The sequence below is a fragment of the Stenotrophomonas sp. SMYL86 genome (genome assembly GCF_036320025.1).
GTDB lineage: Bacteria > Pseudomonadota > Gammaproteobacteria > Xanthomonadales > Xanthomonadaceae > Stenotrophomonas > Stenotrophomonas maltophilia_A.
This window is the reverse complement of the sequence record NZ_JAWIRU010000009.1, coordinates 37,204-57,262: the sequence shown is the minus strand read 5'-3', so window position 1 is coordinate 57,262 and position 20,059 is coordinate 37,204. Positions and strand designations below refer to the sequence as shown.

The 20,059-nt window shown below is 66.6% G+C and carries 17 protein-coding genes; 4 read left to right on the top strand and 13 right to left on the bottom strand.

Annotated elements, in window-relative coordinates:
* Positions 1–62 precede the first annotated feature (62 nt).
* A complete protein-coding gene (locus tag V3B64_RS11600) occupies positions 63–1,316 on the bottom strand; it encodes a zinc-dependent metalloprotease (protein ID WP_049400924.1) in 1,254 nt (417 codons plus the stop codon).
* Positions 1,317–1,541: 225 nt separating this feature from the next.
* On the opposite strand from V3B64_RS11600, the gene V3B64_RS11595 reads away from it, so the two are divergent.
* Entirely contained in the window at positions 1,542–2,999 is a 1,458-nt protein-coding gene (locus tag V3B64_RS11595) for a DUF2235 domain-containing protein (RefSeq protein WP_049400930.1), read from the top strand.
* Positions 3,000–3,067: 68 nt separating this feature from the next.
* On the opposite strand, the gene V3B64_RS11590 is transcribed toward V3B64_RS11595, so the two are convergent.
* The 7 genes from V3B64_RS11590 to V3B64_RS11560 all read right to left on the bottom strand — a co-directional run bounded on the left by V3B64_RS11590 (position 3,068) and on the right by V3B64_RS11560 (position 11,704).
* Positions 3,068–3,892 (bottom strand): ferritin-like domain-containing protein, encoded by an 825-nt coding sequence (locus V3B64_RS11590; RefSeq protein WP_032129069.1) that lies wholly within the window; start codon positions 3,890–3,892, stop codon positions 3,068–3,070.
* 9 nt (positions 3,893–3,901) lie between these two features.
* Entirely contained in the window at positions 3,902–5,368 is a 1,467-nt protein-coding gene (gene purF / locus V3B64_RS11585) for an amidophosphoribosyltransferase (protein ID WP_032129068.1), read from the bottom strand.
* A gap of 30 nt (positions 5,369–5,398) precedes the next feature.
* The gene (locus tag V3B64_RS11580; RefSeq protein WP_329914176.1) at positions 5,399–6,178 is read right to left on the bottom strand and encodes a CvpA family protein; all 780 of its coding nucleotides are present in this window, start codon (positions 6,176–6,178) and stop codon (positions 5,399–5,401) included.
* Positions 6,179–6,224: 46 nt separating this feature from the next.
* Positions 6,225–7,253, bottom strand: a complete 1,029-nt coding sequence (locus tag V3B64_RS11575; RefSeq protein WP_329914175.1) for an SPOR domain-containing protein — start codon at positions 7,251–7,253, stop codon at positions 6,225–6,227.
* Between the two features lie 81 nt (positions 7,254–7,334).
* Positions 7,335–8,606 (bottom strand): bifunctional tetrahydrofolate synthase/dihydrofolate synthase, encoded by a 1,272-nt coding sequence (gene folC / locus V3B64_RS11570; protein WP_329914174.1) that lies wholly within the window; start codon positions 8,604–8,606, stop codon positions 7,335–7,337.
* Between the two features lie 41 nt (positions 8,607–8,647).
* Complete coding sequence (locus V3B64_RS11565; protein ID WP_010483945.1) at positions 8,648–9,292, bottom strand: histidine phosphatase family protein; 645 nt, start codon at positions 9,290–9,292, stop codon at positions 8,648–8,650.
* Between the two features lie 249 nt (positions 9,293–9,541).
* Positions 9,542–11,704: a S46 family peptidase gene (locus V3B64_RS11560; RefSeq protein ID WP_329914173.1), complete on the bottom strand. Its 2,163-nt coding sequence runs from the start codon at positions 11,702–11,704 to the stop codon at positions 9,542–9,544.
* A 399-nt stretch (positions 11,705–12,103) separates the two neighbouring features.
* Here V3B64_RS11560 and tdh point away from each other — a divergent pair, with 399 nt between their 5' ends.
* Entirely contained in the window at positions 12,104–13,126 is a 1,023-nt protein-coding gene (gene tdh, locus V3B64_RS11555; protein ID WP_010483949.1) for an L-threonine 3-dehydrogenase, read from the top strand.
* A gap of 160 nt (positions 13,127–13,286) precedes the next feature.
* Here the strand turns inward: tdh and V3B64_RS11550 are convergent, their stop codons facing one another.
* Complete coding sequence (locus tag V3B64_RS11550) at positions 13,287–13,982, bottom strand: TorF family putative porin (RefSeq protein ID WP_329914172.1); 696 nt, start codon at positions 13,980–13,982, stop codon at positions 13,287–13,289.
* Between the two features lie 206 nt (positions 13,983–14,188).
* Between V3B64_RS11550 and kbl the strand changes: the two genes are divergently transcribed.
* The gene (gene kbl, locus V3B64_RS11545) at positions 14,189–15,397 is read left to right on the top strand and encodes a glycine C-acetyltransferase (protein ID WP_329914171.1); all 1,209 of its coding nucleotides are present in this window, start codon (positions 14,189–14,191) and stop codon (positions 15,395–15,397) included.
* A gap of 84 nt (positions 15,398–15,481) precedes the next feature.
* Here kbl and V3B64_RS11540 read toward each other — a convergent pair whose 3' ends face one another.
* From V3B64_RS11540 to V3B64_RS11525, 4 genes are all read right to left on the bottom strand, one after another.
* Positions 15,482–15,817 (bottom strand): hypothetical protein, encoded by a 336-nt coding sequence (locus tag V3B64_RS11540; RefSeq protein ID WP_005412356.1) that lies wholly within the window; start codon positions 15,815–15,817, stop codon positions 15,482–15,484.
* Positions 15,818–15,902: 85 nt separating this feature from the next.
* A complete protein-coding gene (locus V3B64_RS11535) occupies positions 15,903–16,712 on the bottom strand; it encodes a pseudouridine synthase (RefSeq protein WP_197616478.1) in 810 nt (269 codons plus the stop codon).
* Positions 16,713–16,732: 20 nt separating this feature from the next.
* Complete coding sequence (locus V3B64_RS11530) at positions 16,733–17,239, bottom strand: hypothetical protein (protein ID WP_010483956.1); 507 nt, start codon at positions 17,237–17,239, stop codon at positions 16,733–16,735.
* A 220-nt stretch (positions 17,240–17,459) separates the two neighbouring features.
* Positions 17,460–18,551 carry an OmpA family protein gene (locus V3B64_RS11525; protein WP_010483958.1) on the bottom strand — a complete coding sequence of 364 codons (1,092 nt, stop codon included), beginning with the start codon at positions 18,549–18,551 and terminating at the stop codon, positions 17,460–17,462.
* Positions 18,552–18,908: 357 nt separating this feature from the next.
* Here V3B64_RS11525 and V3B64_RS11520 point away from each other — a divergent pair, with 357 nt between their 5' ends.
* Positions 18,909–19,928: a zinc-binding alcohol dehydrogenase family protein gene (locus tag V3B64_RS11520; protein WP_071229155.1), complete on the top strand. Its 1,020-nt coding sequence runs from the start codon at positions 18,909–18,911 to the stop codon at positions 19,926–19,928.
* The last annotated feature ends 131 nt before the right edge of the window (positions 19,929–20,059 follow it).

Sequence of the window (20,059 nt, the reverse complement as noted above, 5' to 3'; positions counted from 1 at the left end):
TGGCATCTACCAGGGCAGGTGAACGCACCCGGGTAGACGCCGACCTCGGTCGGCGGTTGGCCTCAGCGGAAGGCCGCGATGGTGGCCTTGGTATTGACCAGCACGCGCTGGTTGTCGGCGGTGCTGGCATTGCCCATCGGGATGCCGTTGTAGCTGATGTTCGGGTTGGACCAGTAGTTCAGGCGCGGGCAGCCGGCCGAGCAGTCATAAGCCATGATCGTGCGCCAGCGCGAACCGGAGGACGGCTCGTAGCGATAACCGTGCCCATAGGCATAGGGCGACGTGCTGGGATCACTGGCGATATCGTGCCGCGCACTCTGCAGGTGGCCGATCTCATGCGCGAAGGAGTAGTAGCCGGTCGCGCAGTCCCAGTACACCGCCGCGAACGCGGTCGATGCCGTCGAACCGATGCCCGAGGCCAACCCGCAGTAGCTCGTGTTGTTGATCAGCAGCACGCCGACATCGGCCGCAGTGTTGTTGCGGCTGGTGTGGATGCTGTCCATGTAGCCGTCGCTGGTGTTGCGGAAGCGGGTCAGGTCGGTGGTGAAGTTGCCGGATTCGGTGTAGCTGGTGGTTTCATAGCCGGCCAGCTGCAGGGTGATGCCCACGTTGCTGTTGACGTAGCCCTGGTTGGATTCGGCCACCGCCAGCTGCACCAGCGACTGCATGTTGCCGCCATAGGCCGTTACCGCTGCATTGGTTGCCACCACCAGCACGCGGATGGTGGCCGGGGTACCGGACGAGGCCTGCGCGATGCCGATGCGGTCATTGTTGCCCATCGGGATTTTCGGCAGCTGGTTGTAGTCGGCCGGATGGTCGGCCGGCATCCGCGATTCATCCACTTCCACCAGTACATGCCGGTTGCCCAGTGGGCGCAGGCGATACAACTTGCCGTCCTTGCGGATCGAACCGGTGAGGGTGTTGCCCGAACGCACCAGGATCACTGAATTACCAGGATCATCCTGGCCATTCGAAGTGGCGGCAGTCAGCCGATCGGACGGCGAGCGCAACTGGCCGTACCAGATGCTGCCGCCATCGGGCAGGGCTTCCACCTTGCTGCGCACCGCCTGCACGCGCTGGCCAAGCAGTTCGAACTCCAGCTGCGGCTGCGCAGTGGCAGCAGCGTCGACACGCACTTCCTGTACCGTCGCGGTGGACGGGGTGGCCAGCAGCTTGCCCAGCGCGGGCTCACTGTTTGCCGATGCGCGGCTGATGACCGTCACCGGCTCGAACAACGGTGCCGCATGCGCGGCCGCTGCCACCGACAAACCCAACACCAGGCCACCTGCCGCTTTGCCAATCGATCTGGACAACATTGCGTCGCTCCTTGAATGATGTGAACAGCGTTGATGCAGCACGCCCGGGTCTACCGGGTCTGGCCATCTGGCCTGCGCGGGTCGTGTGAATTCAATAGAAGATGGGAATGAAAATCAGGAACTGTGATCGACCGCATCTGCGTTAAGTAAGGTCAAAAGCGTCACTACACTTCGCCAATACATCGCTTTCGCGCTACCGTGACGCAGCCACGACGGGGAATGCACATGGCACCATCGCAGGACACGGACGAAGATGTCGGCTTGCTGCGGATCGGCCTGTTCTTCGATGGCACCCGCAACAACGCACACAACCTGGCACGCGGTCGCCCACAGGTTCCGCAGCCACGCCCGGCGCAGCTGCGCGCGGATGATGATTCGACCTACCAGAGCCGGCTGACCAGCAGCTACGACAACGGCCTGACCAACATCGCGCGCCTGCAGCAGCTGTATCCGGACAGCCGCCGCGATGCGATGGCCGCGCCTTCGCTGTCGATCTATGTCGAGGGCGTGGGGACCCGCGATGATGCCGATGACGATCTGATCGGACTGGCCTTCGGCATCGGTGCCAGTGGCGTTCGCGCGAAAGTGCAGCGCGCGCTGCAGGTGCTGCTGCCGGCGGCACTGGCCGAGCTGTCCGCGCGCTGGCAGCGACCGCTGCGTGGCGTGCAGCTGGATCTGTTCGGCTATTCGCGCGGTGCTGCCGCGGCACGTGATATCGCAAACCAGCTGCAGGCCTGGGACAGCGCGCGCTGGCGCCAGCTGCTGCAGGGCGCCGGCCTGCCCTGCACTGCGGACTTCGCCGCCGTCACGCCGGTGCTGCGCTTCATCGGACTGTTCGACACCGTGGTTGCAGTCAATGGTGGCCGCGCCGATGAACACCCGCAGCTCGCCCTGCGCAGTGGCATCGCGGCACACGTCGTGCAACTGGCCGCGCGTGACGAGCATCGCCAACACTATCCATTGACCAGCGTCGCGCCAACGTTCACCGAGATCGCCCTGCCCGGCGTGCACGCCAACATCGGCGGTGGCTACAACCAGCTGGAAGAAGGGCCCAAGCTGCTCAGCCGTCCGCGCCGGCAGCAGCTGCGTCGCCCAGCGGTTTCCGACTACCAGGTCCCTCCACTGGCGTTGCTGCAGGCCACCACGGCCTACGCCGAAACGCAGGCCGACGCCGAACGCTGGCGGCAGCAGCTGGGCGTGGGTGAAAAGGAGATCTGGGTGGACGTCTGGCACCAGTGGCAGCAGCAGCGTCGCGCCGGCAGCCGCAGCGTGCTGTTGTCGCCGGTGCTGTATGTGACCGCCGCGGTGGTGCTGCGTCGGCGCATCGACTGGCGTTACCAGCTGATCGCACTGCAGGTGATGCAGCAGCAGGCCATCGATGCTGGCGTGCAATGGACCGCCAATGCCGCTGGAGTTCCCGGCTGGGAGCTGCCGTCCGCCCTGCAGCCGATCGCACGCCGACTGGTGGCCGGACAGCCGCTGACGCAGACACAGGAGGCGCTGCTGCGACGGCGTTACCTGATGCAGTCGGCGCACTGGAACTTCGATGCACTGGGCGACACCGCACTGACCTACGCCGCCGATGCCGGCGTCAGCGAACTGCCGTACCGGCCGGGTCCCGGCCTGTTCTACATCAACCGGCCAACGGTGGATGGCAAGCGCGTGGTGTTGCCGAACGCCTGAAAAAAGGGGACGGAGGGGATTAAGTCGTTTGTGCCACAAACGACTTAATCCCCTCCGTCCCCTTTTCTTCAGCCGGCCTGTTCAACCAGGTTGGCCAGCTCATCCGCATCGAACCCGGCCAGCAGGCGCGCTTCGATGTTGAATGGCCCATGCAGGTAGCCGCCGGCGTACTCCACCAGCAGTTCCTTGAAGCGCGCACGCGGCTCGACAGCGGCGCGGTCGCAGTACCAGCGGTACCAGCGCGAACCGGCAGCGACGTGCGCCACTTCCTCGCGCAGGATCACTTCCAGCACATCGGCGGTTTCGCCATCGCCGACATTGCGCAGCTTCCCGATCATGCCGGGCGTTACGTCCAGGCCGCGCGCCTCCAGCACGCGTGGCACCAGTGCCATGCGTGCCAGGCCGTCATGGGCGGTCTTTTCGCACATTTCCCACAGGCCGTTGTGCGCTGGGAAATCGGCATAGTCGTGGCCATGCACCTGCAGGCGTTCGCGCAGCAGCATGAAGTGCCGCGATTCGTCGTCGGCACAGCTGACCCAGTCGGCATGGAACGCCGGCGGCAGGCCACGGAAGCGGTATACCGCATCCCAGGCCAGGTCGATCGCGTTGAGTTCGATATGGGCGATGGCGTGGATGAAGGCGGCACGCCCTTCCACACCGCCCAGTCCACGCCGCGGCACTTCACGCGGATGCACCAGCACCAGCTGCGGCGGCCGGCCGGGCATGCGGATCGGCTCCGGCGGCGGTGCATCGGCCGCCACCTTCAGGCGGCCAGCACGGAACGCGGCGGCATAGGCCTGGGTCAGCGCCACCTTGCGCAGCGGGTCGGCTTCGGCCAGGCACTGCTGCGCAGCGCGCAGCAGGTCGCCACCAACGTCGGGTACATCGACCACGCCTGGACCTCAGGCGCGGCGCTTGTGCTTGGCGTCGTCCGAACGCAGCTGCTGGATGCGCTCGAAGTAGCCCGGCTCGATACCCGTCGGGTAGTGGCCGTTGAAGCAGGACGAATCGAAGTTGCGCAGCGCCGGGTTGCCCTCGCTCACCGCCGCTTCCATGTCTTCCAGGTCCTGGTAGATCAGCCAGTCGCAGCCCAGGTGGGCTTCGATCTCTTCCACGGTGCGGTTGTGCGCGACCAGCTCTTCGGCCGCCGGCATGTCGATGCCGTAGATGTTCGGGTAGCGCACCGGCGGTGCCGCGCTGGCCAGGTACACCTTGCGCGCGCCCGCATCACGGGCCATCTGCACGATCTGCTGGCTGGTGGTGCCGCGCACGATCGAGTCGTCCACCAGCAGCACCACGCGGTTGCGGAACTCCAGGTGGATCGGGTTGAGCTTGCGGCGCACCGACTTCACGCGTTCGCCCTGGCCCGGCATGATGAAGGTGCGGCCGATGTAGCGGTTCTTGATGAAGCCTTCGCGGTACTTCACCCCGAGCACGTTGGAGATCTCCAGCGCGGCATCGCGCGAGGTATCCGGGATCGGGATGATGGTGTCGATGTCGTGGTCCGGGCGCAGGCGCAGGATCTTCTCGCCCAGCTTGATGCCCATGCGCATGCGCGCCTTGTGCACCGAGACGTTGTCGATCATCGAATCCGGGCGCGCGAAGTACACGTATTCGAAGATGCACGGGGTGTGCTCGGCCGGCTCGGCGCAGATTTCCGAGAACAGCTCGCCGCGCGCGGTGATCACCAGCGCTTCGCCCGGCTGCACGTCGCGCACGCGCTGGAAGCCCAGCACGTCCAGCGCGGCCGACTCGGAGGCGACGATGTACTCGTCACCTTCGGCGTGGCTGCGCTTGCCCAGTACCAGCGGCCGGATGCCATGCGGATCGCGGAAGGCGACCAGGCCCAGGCCCAGCACCACGCTGACCACCGCATAGCCACCCTTGCAGCGGCGGTGCACGCCGGCCACCGCGCGGATCGCGGCTTCCGGGCTGAGCTGGCGCTGCTGCTCCAGTTCATAGGCGAACACGTTCAGCAGCACTTCGCTGTCCGAATCGGTGTTGACGTTGCGGCGGTCCTGTTCGAACACCTGCTGGCGCAGCGCTTCGGTGTTGATCAGGTTGCCGTTGTGGGCCAGCGCGATGCCGTACGGCGAATTGACGTAGAAGGGCTGTGCCTCGTCCATGCCTTCCGAACCGGCGGTCGGGTAGCGCACATGGGCGATGCCGACGCTGCCTTCCAGGGTGGACATGGTGCGGGCATCGAACACATCGCGGACCAGGCCGGTGGCCTTCTGCACGCGCAGGCGGCTGCCGCTGGCGGTGGCGATGCCCGCCGCATCCTGGCCACGGTGCTGGAGAACGGTCAAGCCGTCATACAACTGCCCGGCGACGTTCTGGTTGCCGACGATTCCGACGATGCCACACATGGTGCGAGGTCTCCGCTGGGCTGTGCCCAGTTACAAGGAAGGTGGCCGTACCTGGCCGCGGTGGTCGCCGCGCGCGCGGTCGACGTTGGCCGGATCGCCCGGCTCGATACTGTCCGGCAGTGCAGGAGCGTCCGGGCGCACTTCGGCCGGATCGTAGGAATCGCCCTGTTCCGCTTTCGCAGGCCGCAGCCATCCGCTGCCTGCCACTACCTGGTTGAGGATGCCATTATCGCCTGCCGCGCCCGGCTTTCCCAACCCGGCGCCTGCGTTCTTGCCCAACTCCATCAATGCAGATGGGGACAGCGCCTCGGTCGGCAAGGCCTTGGGCAGCAGATCGGCCCCGGGAACCTCCCAGTGCGGCAGTTTGCTGTTCATCCAGGCCACGGTCGGGTTCAGCAACGGACGCACCGCCGAGCGCTGCCACGAGGGTTCGGCGGTCAGCGGGGTGAAGCTGCCCAGCAGCAGCAGGACCGCGGCGATCAGGCCGCCTCGCACCGCGCCCAGCACCCCGCCCAGCAGGCGGTCCAGGCTGGTCAACATGCTGCGGTGGACCAGGGCTTTGATGACCATGCCGATGACCGCGACCACGATCATCACGCCGATGCCGACCCCCAGGTAGCCACCGACGAAGTGTTCGCCACCGGGGGCCGCCGGAGCGGCCCACCAGTGGGCGGCATCATTGCCGAAGGCGAAGGCCGCCCACGCGGCCAGCAGCCACGACAGGGTGCCGATGACGATTCCGACGAAGCCGCGCAGCATCCCCAGCAGGGTCGAGGCGGCGATCACGATCAGCAGCACCACGTCGATCATGGCGCCCCGCTCCTTCGGCGGCGCTGGCAACGGGGCTGCGCGTGGGTCATGGGTGCGGTCGGACCATGCCGGCCACGCCGACCTTGGCGGCGACCTGCGCCTTCAGCTGCTCGGCGTCAGCGCGGTTGGCCACCGGCCCGACGCGGACGCGATGCAGGGTTCCCTTGTCCGTGCGCACCTGCTCGACGAAAGCGCTGAAACCAGCGGCACGAACCTTGTCGCGCAGGGCATTGGCATCGTTGGCCTGACCGAACGCGCCCAGCTGCACGGCAAAGCCGACGCCGCTGGCAGCCGGTACTGCCGGTGTGGTCGGCGCCGTCGCCGGCTTGCTGGCGGTGGCCTCCGGCTTCGGTTCGGGCTTCGGCGCCGGCTTCGGCGGTTCCGGCTTGGCGGCCGGCGGCGCGGTCGCCGTTGGCGTGCTCGGCGGCAGGCTTTCGCTGCGGACCGGGTTGCCGCTGGCCGAGGGCGCAACAGCTGCGGACGGGGTGCTGGCGCTCGGCGCAGCCGGTGCCGGGGTGGCCGCAACCGGGGCACTGCTGCCGGCCGCCGCGTCCAGGGTGATCACTTCGGCCTTCACATCCGCACGGATCTTCACCGCCTGCAGGCGGGCCGCTTCGGCCTGGGCACGGTCGGCGTAAGGTCCAACGCGCACGCGCCATGCCTGGCGGCCGTTGATGGTGGCCGTTTCAGCGAAGCCCGGCAGCTGCGAGCGCTTCAGGTAGGCGATCACCGCATCGGCGTCGGCCTTGCTGCCGTAGGCACCGAAGGTGACCGCATAGTTGCCGGCGGCGACTGCCGGCGAGGTGTCCACGGTCGGCGGCGTAGCCGGCGTGGCAGCCTCCTGCAGCGGCTTGGCCTGCCCGGTCTGCAGGCCGGTGGCACCACCGGCCGGGGCGACCAGAGGCAGCTCACGGGTTTCGAACTGACCATCGGCCGGCGCATCCGGCGCGGCGATCGGCACATTGGCGACACCGCTGTCGGGTGCGGGTCCCTTGACCAGCATCGGCAGGAAAATCACGGCCAGTGCCACCAGCACGATGGCACCAATCAGACGCTGTTTCAGAGGCGTATCCACGTGAGGCAGGCAACTGTCCGGAGATTGCCGTCGATTATACGGGTGCCGGACCGGCCGGCGTCGGCGTTGGCTGAACGCGGATCAGGCGTCACCCTGCAGCCACTGCAGGGCCGCAGCGGCGGTATGGAAGGAGCCGAACACCAGCACCCGGTCACCCCGCTCAGCCTGGGCCAGCACCTGCGCCAGCGCCTGTTCGACGCTATCGGCCAGCGGTGCCTTGGCCGCCACCGTACCGCTCAGGCGTGCCTGCAGCTGAGCGGCGCTCTGCCCACGCGGACCGTCCAGCCCGGCCAGGGTCCACTCGCCCACCACGTCCTGCAGGGCCTGCACCACACCCGCCGCGTCCTTGTCCTGCAACGCGGCGTACACCGCCAGGGTGCGGCCGGCTGACACTTCGGCCTTCAGCGCACGCGCCAGCTGGCCCGCCGCCTGTGGGTTGTGGCCCACGTCCACGCGGATCTGCACGCCGTCGCGCTCGAATGCCTGCATGCGGCCGGAGATTCGCGCTGCTGCGATACCCGCGGCCCACGCCGCACGCGGCACCGGCTTGTCCAGCGCGCGCAGGGCAGCGATGGCAGCACCGGCATTGGCCAGCTGGATCGGGCCGGACAGCGCCGGGGTCGGCAGCTCCATGCGCAGGCCGACGTCGCGCCAGCGCCAGCGCTGGGCGTCGATCGGCTCGTAGAAGTAATCGCTGCCGCCGCGGATCGCGTTGGCACCGACCAGATAGGCACGCGCCAGCACGCTGGACGGCGGATCGGTCTCGCCCAGGATCACCGGCTTCCAGCCGCGGATGATGCCGGCCTTCTCGGTACCGATCGCTTCGCGGTCCTCGCCCAGCCACTCGGCATGGTCGATGTCCACGGTGGTGATCACCGCCACGTCGGCGTCGACGATGTTGACCGCATCCAGGCGGCCGCCCAGGCCCACTTCCAGCACCGCCAGGTCCAGCCCGGCGTCGGCGAACAGCTGCAAAGCAGCGAGCGTGCCGTACTCGAAATAGGTCAGCGTGGTGTCGCCGCGTGCCGCTTCGACGGCATTGAACGCAGCAACCAGCGCCGCATCGTCGACATCCTGGCCATCGATGCGCACACGTTCGTTGTAGCGCAGCAGATGCGGCGAGGTGTAGGCACCCACCTTCCAACCGGCAGCACGGCCGATGGCCTCGATGAAGGCCACGGTGGAGCCTTTGCCGTTGGTGCCACCGACCACGATGGTGCGCCCGGCCGGCGCGCCAAGACCCATCGCCGTGGCCACGGCGCGCACGCGTTCCAGGCCCATGTCGATGGTCGCCGGGTGCTGGCGTTCAATGTAATCCAGCCAATCGGCCAGGGTGGTCGGGGTGTTCGTCACGGCAGTGCTTCCAGCAGGTACAGGTGGTTCGGTGTGGCGGGTCAGAGTGCGCGGTGCTTGGCTTCGCCGAAGAACGGCGTGTGGTGGGCGCAGTCGTTCAGGCGCACCACTTCCAGGCTGTCCAGGTCGGCGCCTTCGAGCAGGTTGAGCGTGGTCGGCGCCTGGCGGAAGGTCCACAGGCGGGAAATCGGCAGGCCCAGCACCTTGCACAGGATCACGCGGTTGACCGCATCGTGCGCAACCACCAGCAGGGTGTCGTGCTCGCCGAGGCCTTCGGTGGCACGGGCCAGACCACGCCAGCTGCGTTCCAGCACCAGCCGCAGCGATTCGCCACCGGGCATCAGCACGGTATCGGGCTCCTCGCGCCAGGCCTGCAGGCGCGACGGATCCTTTTCGTTGATCTCGCTGGCGAGCAGGCCTTCCCACTCACCGTGGGCGATTTCCTGCAGCTCCGGCTCGGTCAGCAGCATGTCGGCACGCGCGGCGCCAAGCGCCAGCTGCGCGGTGCGCTGGGCGCGCGACAGCGGCGAGGCGACGGCACGGGTGATGTCCACCGAGGCCAGGCGGGCACCCAGTGCCTGGGCCTGGGCTTCACCGATCGGCGAAAGCGGAATATCGATCTGGCCCTGGTAGCGGCCTTCGGCGTTCCACGGCGTTTCGCCGTGGCGGGCAAGCAGGATGCGCATGCGTGCAAGGGGTCCTGGGGGGAGGAGGTTTCCGCGTTTCGTTCACATCCTGTGAAGTACGCGGAACAGGGATGATACCTGTTCGGCGCACCGGGCCGGGCCGGGCATGAAAAAACCCCGCGACCTGCGTCGCGGGGTTTCGGAAACTCCGGCTATCTGGTCGAGGTTGCCGGCCAGCGGCCGGCACTACCCTCGGTACAGGCAGTAGATCCACGCCATGCGTGGATGGACCGCCCCGAACCGCGAACCTTACTTGACCAGGTTCAGTTCCTTCAGCAGCTGCGGCGCCGGCGCCACTTCCTGCATGATCCACTGCATGTAGCGGCTGTCGACGGCGATCATGCGGGTCATCACCGGGTCGAACACCCAGTTGGAGCTGACCGATTCCCAGTTGCCATCGAAGGCCAGGCCGACCAGCTTGCCGTTGGCATCCAGCACCGGCGAACCGGAGTTGCCGCCGGTGATGTCCAGGTTGGACAGGAAGTTCACCGGCACTGAACCAATGCGCTTGTCTTCCAGGCCGCCGTAACGCTTGGCCTTGACCGCATCGAGCAGCGCCTTCGGCGAATCGAACGGATCTTCACCGGTTTCCTTCGCCGCCACGCCTTCCAGGGTGGTGAACGGGGTGTACTTCACACCGTCCTTGCCATAGCCCATGACGTTGCCGAAGGTGATGCGCAGCGACAGGTTGGCATCCGGATAGACGAACTCGCCCTGGCTCTTCTTGTAGTCGGCCACGGCCTGCAGGTACAGCGGGCGGGCGGTCAGCGATTCGCCTTCGCGGATCTTCTTCTGCTCTTCCTGCTTCAGCAGCGCCGGCATGACGGCCACGGCGTACTGGATGGCCGGATCATTGCTGGCTTCGAACGCGGCACGGTCGGCCTTGAACCACTTCAGGCGGGTGTCCAGGCTGCCCAGCTCGGTGCCGCCCAGCTTGTTCACCAGCGACTTGACCGCAGCGGCATCGCTGCCGGCCAGCCACTTGTTCAGCACTTCGTTGTCGCGCTGCGCGGCCGGCAGGGCCACGTACTGGTCCAGCCAGTAGGTCTGCAGCTGCTGGTCCATCTTCGCCACGTAGCGACGGTCCATCTGCTTCAGGCCACCTTCGATGGTGGTCAGGTCGCGTTCCTGGTAACCGGCTTCGCGTTCCGCATCCGGCTTGCTGCGCTCGATCGACAGGCGGTACAGGGTGATCGCCGCGCCGACGGCCGAGGTGTTGTTGAACTGGCCGACGAACAGGTCGCGTTCGCGGGTCGACTTGCTGGTATCCAGATGCTTGAGCAGCTGCGCGTGTGCCGCCAGGGCCGGCTTGCCGGCAGCGCCCTGCTTCTTCAGCCACGCCAGTACGGCGGCTTCTTCAGCCTGCTTCTGGCCGGCGGCGTCGATGCGCTTGAAGCCTTCCAGCTGGCCCAGGTAGTTCTTGGCCACGTTGTTCATGCTGGCGGCGGTGGCGGCGTACTTCACCTTGACGTCGGCGTCGGCCTTGCCGGCATCGGCGATCATCTTCAGCACTGCGTTGTAGTGCTTGGCGATGGTCGGGTAGGTGAAGCTGGCGGTTTCGTTGAACTCGCCGGCCAGGGCGTAGCGGTTGGTGCGGCCCGGGTAGCCGGCCACCATCACGAAGTCGTCGGCGCCCAGCGGCTGGTCGGCGAACTTCAGGAAGTGCTTGGGCTGGTACGGCACGTTGTCGGCGGCGAAGGCAGCCGGCTTGCCATCCTTGCCCACGTAGGCGCGGTAGAACGAGAAGTCGCCGGTGTGGCGCGGCCACATCCAGTTGTCGACGTCGCCGCCGAACTTGCCGACGCTGCCCGGGGGCGCGTAGACCAGGCGCACGTCCTTGATTTCCATGTTGCGGAACAGGCGGTAGGTATTGCCGCCGGAGAAGCTGTACAGGCGGCAGCGGAAGCCGGCATCGGCTTCACAGGCGGCGACCTGGGCCTTGTCGAAGGCGTCCAGCGCGCGGCTGCGGGCCAGCGGATCGTTGCCGGCGCCAGCAATGGCGGCCTTGGCCTGGGCGGTGACGTCGGTGATCTGGTCGAGCACGAACACGCGGGCGTTCGGGCCGGCGCTCAGTTCATCCTTCAGGGTCGGCGCGTTGAAGCCGTCCTTGATCAGGTTCTTCTGCGCGGTCGAATTCAGCTGGATGGCGCCATACGCGCAGTGGTGGTTGGTGACCACCAGGCCCTGCGGCGAGACGAAGCTGGCGGTGCAGCCGCCGAGGGCGACGACCGCGCCCATCGGGTCGCCGGTCAGGTTGGACAGCTGTTCCGGGGACAGCTTCAGGCCGGCCTTCTGCAGCGGACCGGCGATTTCCGGCAGCTGCTGCGGCACCCACATGCCTTCAGCGGCATGGGCGACCTGGGCCAGCCCAAGGCTGGCGACGATGGAGAATGCAAGCAGGTTCGAGCGCATGGAGCGGCCCCTGGTAGTGGAACCTTCGATTGTAGCCCGCCGCCCTGCCCCGGCCCGAACCCCGGAAGTCATGGGCCTGTTTCTTGCTCTGCCACGCGCACGTGGGCCGCGCACACGGAAATCGTCCAGAGGGGGCGTGGTCACCCTGGACGGGACCGTTGGCGCCCTGGATGGCGCCATCGAGCACCATGGAGGGGCTTTTGCGTGTCCTGGCCAGGGTGACCACGCCCCCTTTCCCGGATCAGGGAGGCGCCGCTGTTCGCAGCACGTTCGAAACGCCCGCCAACACACGCCTTTCGTTCCGCCACTGCACCCGCAGCGCAACATGGGAAATCCGCGCGGCACCCTATAATCCGCGCTTTCCCCCTGATGAGTTCCACCCCGATGGCGCAGCAAACGATGAAGGCCCTGGTCAAGCGCGAAGCGGCCAAGGGCATCTGGCTGGAAGAAGTTCCGGTGCCGACCCCGGGCCCGAACGAGGTCCTGATCAAGCTCGAGAAGACCGCGATCTGCGGTACCGACCTGCACATCTACCTGTGGGACGAGTGGAGCCAGCGCACGATCAAGCCGGGTCTGACCATCGGCCACGAATTCGTCGGTCGCGTCGCCGCACTCGGCTCGGCCGTGACCGGCTATGAGATCGGCCAGCGCGTCTCGGCCGAAGGCCACATCGTCTGCGGCCACTGCCGCAACTGCCGTGGCGGCCGTCCGCACCTGTGCCCGAACACCGTCGGCATCGGCGTCAACGTCAACGGCGCCTTTGCCGAGTACATGGTGATGCCGGCCAGCAACCTGTGGCCGATCCCGGACCAGATTCCGTCCGAGCTGGCCGCGTTCTTCGACCCCTACGGCAACGCCGCGCACTGCGCGCTGGAGTTCAACGTGATCGGTGAAGACGTTCTGATCACCGGTGCCGGCCCGATCGGCATCATCGCCGCCGGCATCTGCAAGCACATCGGTGCACGCAACGTGGTGGTGACCGACGTCAACGACTTCCGTCTGAAGCTGGCCGCCGACATGGGTGCTACCCGCGTGGTCAACGTGGCCAACCAGTCGCTGAAGGACGTGATGAAGGAACTGCACATGGAGGGCTTCGACGTCGGCCTGGAAATGAGCGGCAACCCGCGCGCGTTCAACGACATGCTCGACTGCATGTACCACGGCGGCAAGATCGCCATGCTCGGCATCATGCCCAAGGGCGCCGGCTGCGACTGGGACAAGATCATCTTCAAGGGCCTGACCGTGCAGGGCATCTACGGCCGCAAGATGTACGAGACCTGGTACAAGATGACCCAGCTGGTGCTGTCCGGCTTCCCGCTCGGCAAGGTGATGACCCACCAGCTGCCGATCGACGACTTCCAGAAGGGCTTCGACCTGATGGAAGAAGGCAAGGCCGGCAAGGTGGTGTTGAGCTGGAATTGACCCTTCGGGTCAATTCCCCCGCAGGTTTCCTTATCCCCGCGCCGTCGGCGCGCCCCCTTGAACAACAAGGGGGCTCTCCCCCAGCCGGGGTAAGGCATGCGGCTGAAATTGAAAAAGGCGCCCATTGGGCGCCTTTTTCGTGGACATCAGCGAAGGCGCATCAGTTACCGATCGCGACGGTCAGCATCACGCGGCTGTGGGCCAGCTTGCCGGAGTTGTCGCGGCCGTTGCCGTCGGTGCCGTAGTAACCCAGGCCGACCTTGGCCATCCCGAACTGGCGCTCAACGCCGACATTCCAGTCGGTGTAATCCTTGGCGATGCCGTCTTCAAACGTGCTGCGGCCGACATTGGCATTCAGGGTGAAGTCCTTCGGCAGGCCCCAGCTGCCACCCAGGCCGAAGTACCAGCCATCGGTGCTGCTGTTCCATACATCGTTGGTGTAGGCCACCGTCAGCTTGTAGGTGTCATCCAGCGTGGTGGTGGTGATCAGCTCGTTGTAGTTCTGGTGGCTGGACTTCAGGTAGGTGTAGCGGTTCAGCAGCACGTCGACGTTGACGCGCTCGGTGACGTCCACGCCGTAGCCGATCAGGTAGTCGACCTCGGTCTTCGGATCACCTGCACCGAAGTCCACGCCCGAACCCCACACGCCGGCATACAGGCCAACCGGGCTGGTGTAGGTGAAACCGGCCTGCAGGGTCGGATCCTCGTCGGTCTGCGACACACCACGGAACAGGTAATCGGAAACAGCGGTGACGTTCCAGCTGTACGGCGATTCGTTTTCCTGGGCGCTGGCGGCGAACGGGGTGGCCAGGGTCAGGGCAGCGGCAATGGCGAGGCAGGCACGGGCGTGCTTCATGAGCGTCTCCGGTGGGGGCGGTGGCGTGGAAGGCGGGGAGCGGGCGTAGCGGCCGGAGCGGGACAGCTCCGGTTCACGAATTTTTAACCAGTTTGCTATTGCGATGCAACATGTGCCGGCCGTGGCGATGCCCCATCCGGGCCGGTCGGCAAGCGGCGATGCCCGGTAGAATCAGCGGTTTCCCCGTTCAGAGCCGTGCCCACGCCATGACCGACGCCTCCTCCGCCCTGACCCGCCACTACGCCGAGGAACTGGACGCCATCCGCGCCCAGGGCCTGTTCAAGTCCGAGCGGATCATCACCAGCCCGCAGTCGGCCGAGATCACCCTCGAGGACGGCCGCAAGGTGCTGAACTTCTGTGCCAACAACTACCTGGGCCTGGCCGACCATCCGGACCTGATCCAGGCCGCCAAGGATGCGCTGGATACCCACGGCTTCGGCATGGCCTCGGTGCGCTTCATCTGCGGTACCCAGGACCTGCACAAGCAGCTGGAGAAGCAGATCGCCGACTTCTTCGGCAAGCAGGACACCATTCTGTACGCGGCCTGTTTCGACGCCAACGGCGGCCTGTTCGAACCGCTGCTCGGTGAGAACGACGCGATCATTTCCGATGCACTGAACCACGCCTCGATCATCGACGGCGTGCGCCTGTGCAAGGCCAAGCGCTTCCGCTACGCCAACTGCGACATGGCCGACCTGGAAGCCCAGCTGCAGGCCGCCGACGCCGCCGGCTGCAAGACCAAGCTGATCACCACCGACGGCGTGTTCTCGATGGACGGCTTCATTGCGCCGCTGGACGAGATCACCGCGCTGGCGAAGAAGTACAACGCGCTGGTGCACATCGACGAATGCCACGCTACCGGCTTCCTCGGTGCCAGCGGCCGCGGCTCGGCCGAAGTGAAGGGCGTGCTGGAAAAGATCGACATCATCACCGGCACCCTGGGCAAGGCCATGGGTGGTGCACTGGGCGGCTTCACCTGCGCCAGCGCCGAGGTGATCGAGCTGCTTCGCCAGCGTTCGCGCCCGTACCTGTTCTCCAACTCGCTGCCGCCGCATGTGGTGGCCGCCGGCATCAAAGCGTTCGAGATGCTGGCCGCCGCTGACGATCTGCGCGACACCCTGGTGGAAAACACCCGCTACTTCCGCGAAAAGATGGTCGCCGCCGGTTTCGACGTGAAGCCGGGCGTACACCCGATCAGCCCGGTGATGCTGTACGACGCACCGCTGGCGCAGAAGTTCGCCCAGCGCCTGCTGGAAGAAGGCATCTACGCGATCGGCTTCTTCTTCCCGGTGGTGCCCAAGGGCCAGGCACGCATCCGTACCCAGATCAGCGCCGCACACACGCGCGAACACCTGGACCGCGCCATCGATGCGTTCACCCGCATCGGTGTCGAGCTGGGCGTGATCAAGGGTTGATCCCCACCGGCCAAAGCGTGCCGACCAAGGTCGGCACCTACCAGGCGTGAGGGCGTGCCGACCGAGGTCGGCACCTTCCCGGCATCACTTCTTTTTCTTCTTGCCCTTCGGCTCGTCCTTGCTGGCCACCACCACCGGCTTGGCGGCAGCATCCTGGCCGTTGCCCTTGGCAACGCGGATGCCGTTGGCCTTCATCCAGGCGTCGAACTCGTCGGCGGTCATCTTCTTGTCGCCGTTGCTCATGAGGAAGCGGTAGCTGCCGCGACCATCCAGTTCCGGGGTCTTCACTTCCACCACCGGGGTCTCGGCCGGCGTTTCCGCCTTGGCCACCTTCTTGTGGCCACCACAGGCGGTCAGCAGCACCATCGGCAGCAGCAGGCCTGCGCAGCGCAGGGTTTGGTTGAGGGTCGGGTGGTACATGGGCAGGCTCCGTTCGGGAAATTCAGCAGCCAGACGCCCCCTACGCCTGGAACGGTGGCCGGCAACCGCCGGCCGCGGGCGATGATCAGCCCGGTGCAGCGGCCCCCAGCCGCTGCTGGTCACTGACCTCCAGCACCCGCCACTGGCCCTTGCCGAGATCGCCGAGCTGCAGCCCGCCGATCGCAACCCGGACCAGGCGCAGCACCTGCAGGTCGAAGGCCGCCAACAGGCGGCGGATGTGGCGGTTGCGGCCCTCGTCGAGGACCACCTCCAGCCACGCGGTCTTATCGCCGCTGCGCAGCACGCGCACAGCCTGGGCGACGAGGAACTCGCCCTCGTCGTCCACGCCGGCCTGCAGGGCCGCCAGCGTGGCGTCATCGGGCAGGCGGTCGACCTGCACGTGGTAGGTCTTGTCCGGCCCGGTCTGCGGGTCGGTCAGGCGCGCCGCCCATTGCGGATCGTTGCTGAACAGCAACAACCCTTCACTGGCCTTGTCCAGGCGCCCGACCGGCGCGATCCACGGCAGGCCGGCACCATCGAAGCAGCGGTACACGGTGTCGCGGCCACGTTCGTCCTGCGCGGTGGTCACCACCCCACGCGGTTTGTTGAGCATCAGGTACAGGCGCTGCGGCGCGCCCATCGGCTGGCCATCGACCTCGATCGGCGGCGCCGGCTGCCCAATCGGGAATTCGGGATCCCGCACGATGCGGCCGGAGACGCGCACGCGGCCATCGGCGATCCAGCGCGCGGCCTCGCTGCGCGAACACACACCGGCCTTGGACAGCACGCGCGCCAGGCCATGACGGACACCGGCGGCTGTGGCAGCGGGAGTCGCACGCCCACGCGGTGCGTGGGAGCGGGCGGCGGGGGCGGCAGGTGGGCGGCGCGTGCGCAAGCCTCTGCTCCCCGCGGTGCTTACTTCTTGTCGACCGGCTTGGTCTCAGCCGGTGCTTCGGCCGGGGCCGGAGTGGCGGCCGGAGCCGGACGCGCCTTGACCACACGCACGCCACGCGCCTTCATCCAGGCGTCGAACTCTTCGGCGGTCATGCGCTTGCCGTTCTGGCTCATGTCGAAGCGCCAGGGCGTGTTGTCGAATTCGGTCTGCGGCTTGTAGGCCGCCGGATCGTTCGGCTTCACTGCCGGGGCGCTCGGAATGGCCTTGGCGATGTTCTGGCAACCATCGATGCGCAGGCGCTGCAGCACCTGGTCCAGCGACTGCGACGGATCGTAGTTGCTGCTCAGCACGCCGGCCGGCATGCCCAGCTGGTTGCCACGGATGTAGAGCTCGTCGGCCACCGGCGCGATGGTCGTGGCCGGCAACGGCAGCGGCGAGGCGCTGGTGTTGACCGAGCAATCGACCGCAGCGTGGGCGGCGGGAACCAGGGCCAGCGCCAGGAAGGCGGCCGATGCAGAGCGCAGCATGAAGGGCATCCAGGAAAGGAAGTGACGCGGCGAGTTTAGCAATGCCGCGACAGCTTTCAAGCGCCACTTTCAATGAATACGGCAACTCATTGGTTTTACGGATAAAAACCCGACGAACGGTTGTTCCCGGACCGACGAACACGCGGATTCCGGGCCGCAGAAACAACAAGACCCGGCCGAAGCCGGGTCCTGCTGTGTCCTACTGGCAGAGCGTCAGAACTTAGTTCTGCACGTTCAGCTCGGTACGACGGTTCTTGGCGCGACCTTCCGGGTTGTCCGAACCATCCGGGTTGGTGTTCGGAGCAATCGGACGGCTCTCGCCGTAGCCGATCGGGCCGACCAGGCGACCGGCGTCAACGCCGTTCTTGGTCAGGTAGTTGTACACGGCGGTAGCGCGACGCTCCGACAGCTTCTGGTTGTAAGCGTCGGTACCCTTCGAGTCGGTGTGACCGGCAACTTCAACGCGCAGATCCGGGTAACGCTTCAGGATCTCGGTGGCTTCGCTCAGGATCGCCACGGCGTCCGGACGCAGGTTCGACTTGTCGAAGTCGAAGTTGACGCCCTTCAGGTCGATGGAGACCGGCACCGGGCAACCGTCCGGACCGATGGTCTGACCCGGCTGCGAGTTCGGGCACTTGTCGTCGCAGTTGTTGACGCCGTCACCGTCGTCATCCAGGTCGGCGCAGCTCGGGGCAACCGGAGCCGGAGCCGGAGCAGCCGCGACCGGAGCCGGGCCCAGCGGGATCACGACGCCGACCGAAGCCAGCACGTCACCGAACCAGTCTTCCTTCGGAGCGGCAACGCTCTGGTCGTCGAAGTCAGCGCGGTAGGCCACTTCGGCGCGGACAGCAACGCGCTTTTCGAAGGTGGTCTGCAGGCCGACGCCCAGCTTGGCGGCAACGTTGCCGTCCTTACGCTGGCGCGGACCGTTGGCATTCAGCGCCGGGTACTCTTCTTCCGACTTCTGGTAGCCCAGGCCACCGACGATGTACGGGTTCCAGCCGCGGCCTTCCTTGATGAAGTGGCGACGCAGGTCCAGCGAGACGCCGTACTGCGACCAGTTCAGGTCCTTGTTCGAATCGAAGTTCGGGTTCTGATAGTTCAGCTCACCGTCCAGCGACCAGTTCGGGCTGATGAACTTGCCCAGGCCCAGGGTCACGAACGGAGCGTCATTGGTCAGACGGTCGCTGTCCTGGAAGTTGAAGCCGGCCGAACCGGTCAGGTACCAGCGGTCATCGAACTCCTGCGCCGAAGCTGCCTGGGCAAAAGCCAGGCCGCCCAGCAGCGCGGCAGTAAGGATCTTCTTGTTCATTGAGTACAGCTCCTATTTCGGGGGTATGAAACCGGTAGAGGCATGGGCCAGCACAAGTGCGTCGATGTACGACAGCCGATTCAGCACGCCACCGCCGCGAACATTATGCTCAGGCGGGTGAAGGCCATGTTAACAGTCCCGTAACATGTGAAGTGTTGCGCCCGACCGTCCGCCGGTCCGACGTTGAAACCCTATACAGGATGATGAAAATCCGCAAGACCCTCACGCTGCAAGGGTTTGACGGGGTTTAGGCGGGGAAAACGACATATTGCGCGGCGCGCTGCATCAAACGGTTCAGCGCGTCTGCGGAAACGTGAGGAACCTTATGATGGAGCCACGAACCCAGCCGGAGCCGTGATGAAAGCCGTCGCCCTGAGTCGTGAATCCGCCCCTGCCCTGTGCGATATCCACCTGCCTCCGCCGCTGCCTCCCCGGGGGCGTGACCTGCTGGTCCGGGTCGAGGCGGTTTCAGTCAACCCCGTCGATGGCAAGCAGCGTGCCAGCACGGATCCGGCCACGCTCCAGGCACCCCGCGTGCTGGGTTGGGACGCTGCCGGCGTGGTCGAGGCAATCGGCGACGAGGCGAGCCTGTTTGCCTCCGGTGACGAGGTTTATTACGCAGGCGATGTCACCCGCCCCGGCTGCAATGCGCAGTACCACTGGGTGGATGAACGCCTGGTCGCGCGCAAGCCAACCACGCTGGATTTCGCTGAAGCCGCAGCGCTGCCGCTGACCACGCTCACCGCCTGGGAGCTGCTGTTCGAGCGCATGCCGCTGCGGCTGGACGATCGCCGCCACGCCGGCCAGCACCTGCTGGTGATCGGCGGTGCGGGCGGGGTCGGCTCGATGGCAATCCAGCTGGCCCGCCATGCGGGTTTCGAGGTGATCGCCACGGCGTCGCGCGAGGCCTCGGCCGACTGGTGCCGGCAGATGGGTGCCCGGCACGTGATCGACCACCGGCAACCACTTCAGGCCCAGCTGCAGGCGCTGGGCATCGACACGGTGCAGGTCGCACTCAACCTGGCCGACACCGATCACTACTGGGACGAACTGGGCCTGCTGCTGGCGCCGCAGGGACATGTGGGCCTGATCGTCGAGCCGCGTGGGCCGCTGCGCATCGGCGATCCCTACAAAGCCAAGTGCATCGGCATCCACTGGGAGTTCATGTTCGCGCGCTCGCGCTTTGCCACTGCCGACTGCATCGAGCAGCACCGCATCCTCAGCCGCACGGCCAGCATGATCGATGCCGGCCAGCTGCGCGGCACCCTCAGTGAAAGCCTGGGCCCGATCAATGCGGCAAATCTGGACATCGCGCATCAGCGCCTGGCCAGCGGACGCACGGTGGGCAAGCTGGCGCTGGCAGGCTGGGGCGACTGAGCCAGGCTGGAACGCCGATGTAAAGCCGAGCCCATGCCCGGCCGTGCGGTCTGATCGTAGCGTCGGGGGGGGGGGCCGGGTTCAAAAGGCGCACTCGGGCACCCGCCGCCACCAGCTAGCGGGGGGGGGGT

Coding starts and splice junctions, on each gene's coding strand:
- V3B64_RS11565 (WP_010483945.1), bottom strand. CDS start 9,292: ATGCGCATCCTGCTTGCCCGCCACGGCGAAACGCCGTGGAACGCCGAA.
- V3B64_RS11580 (WP_329914176.1), bottom strand. CDS start 6,178: ATGATCGACGTGGTGCTGCTGATCGTGATCGCCGCCTCGACCCTGCTG.
- V3B64_RS11530 (WP_010483956.1), bottom strand. CDS start 17,239: ATGCTGCGCTCTGCATCGGCCGCCTTCCTGGCGCTGGCCCTGGTTCCC.
- V3B64_RS11560 (WP_329914173.1), bottom strand. CDS start 11,704: ATGCGCTCGAACCTGCTTGCATTCTCCATCGTCGCCAGCCTTGGGCTG.
- V3B64_RS11520 (WP_071229155.1), top strand. CDS start 18,909: ATGAAAGCCGTCGCCCTGAGTCGTGAATCCGCCCCTGCCCTGTGCGAT.
- V3B64_RS11595 (WP_049400930.1), top strand. CDS start 1,542: ATGGCACCATCGCAGGACACGGACGAAGATGTCGGCTTGCTGCGGATC.
- kbl (WP_329914171.1), top strand. CDS start 14,189: ATGACCGACGCCTCCTCCGCCCTGACCCGCCACTACGCCGAGGAACTG.
- V3B64_RS11550 (WP_329914172.1), bottom strand. CDS start 13,982: ATGAAGCACGCCCGTGCCTGCCTCGCCATTGCCGCTGCCCTGACCCTG.
- V3B64_RS11600 (WP_049400924.1), bottom strand. CDS start 1,316: ATGTTGTCCAGATCGATTGGCAAAGCGGCAGGTGGCCTGGTGTTGGGT.
- purF (WP_032129068.1), bottom strand. CDS start 5,368: ATGTGTGGCATCGTCGGAATCGTCGGCAACCAGAACGTCGCCGGGCAG.
- V3B64_RS11525 (WP_010483958.1), bottom strand. CDS start 18,551: ATGAACAAGAAGATCCTTACTGCCGCGCTGCTGGGCGGCCTGGCTTTT.
- tdh (WP_010483949.1), top strand. CDS start 12,104: ATGAAGGCCCTGGTCAAGCGCGAAGCGGCCAAGGGCATCTGGCTGGAA.
- V3B64_RS11540 (WP_005412356.1), bottom strand. CDS start 15,817: ATGTACCACCCGACCCTCAACCAAACCCTGCGCTGCGCAGGCCTGCTG.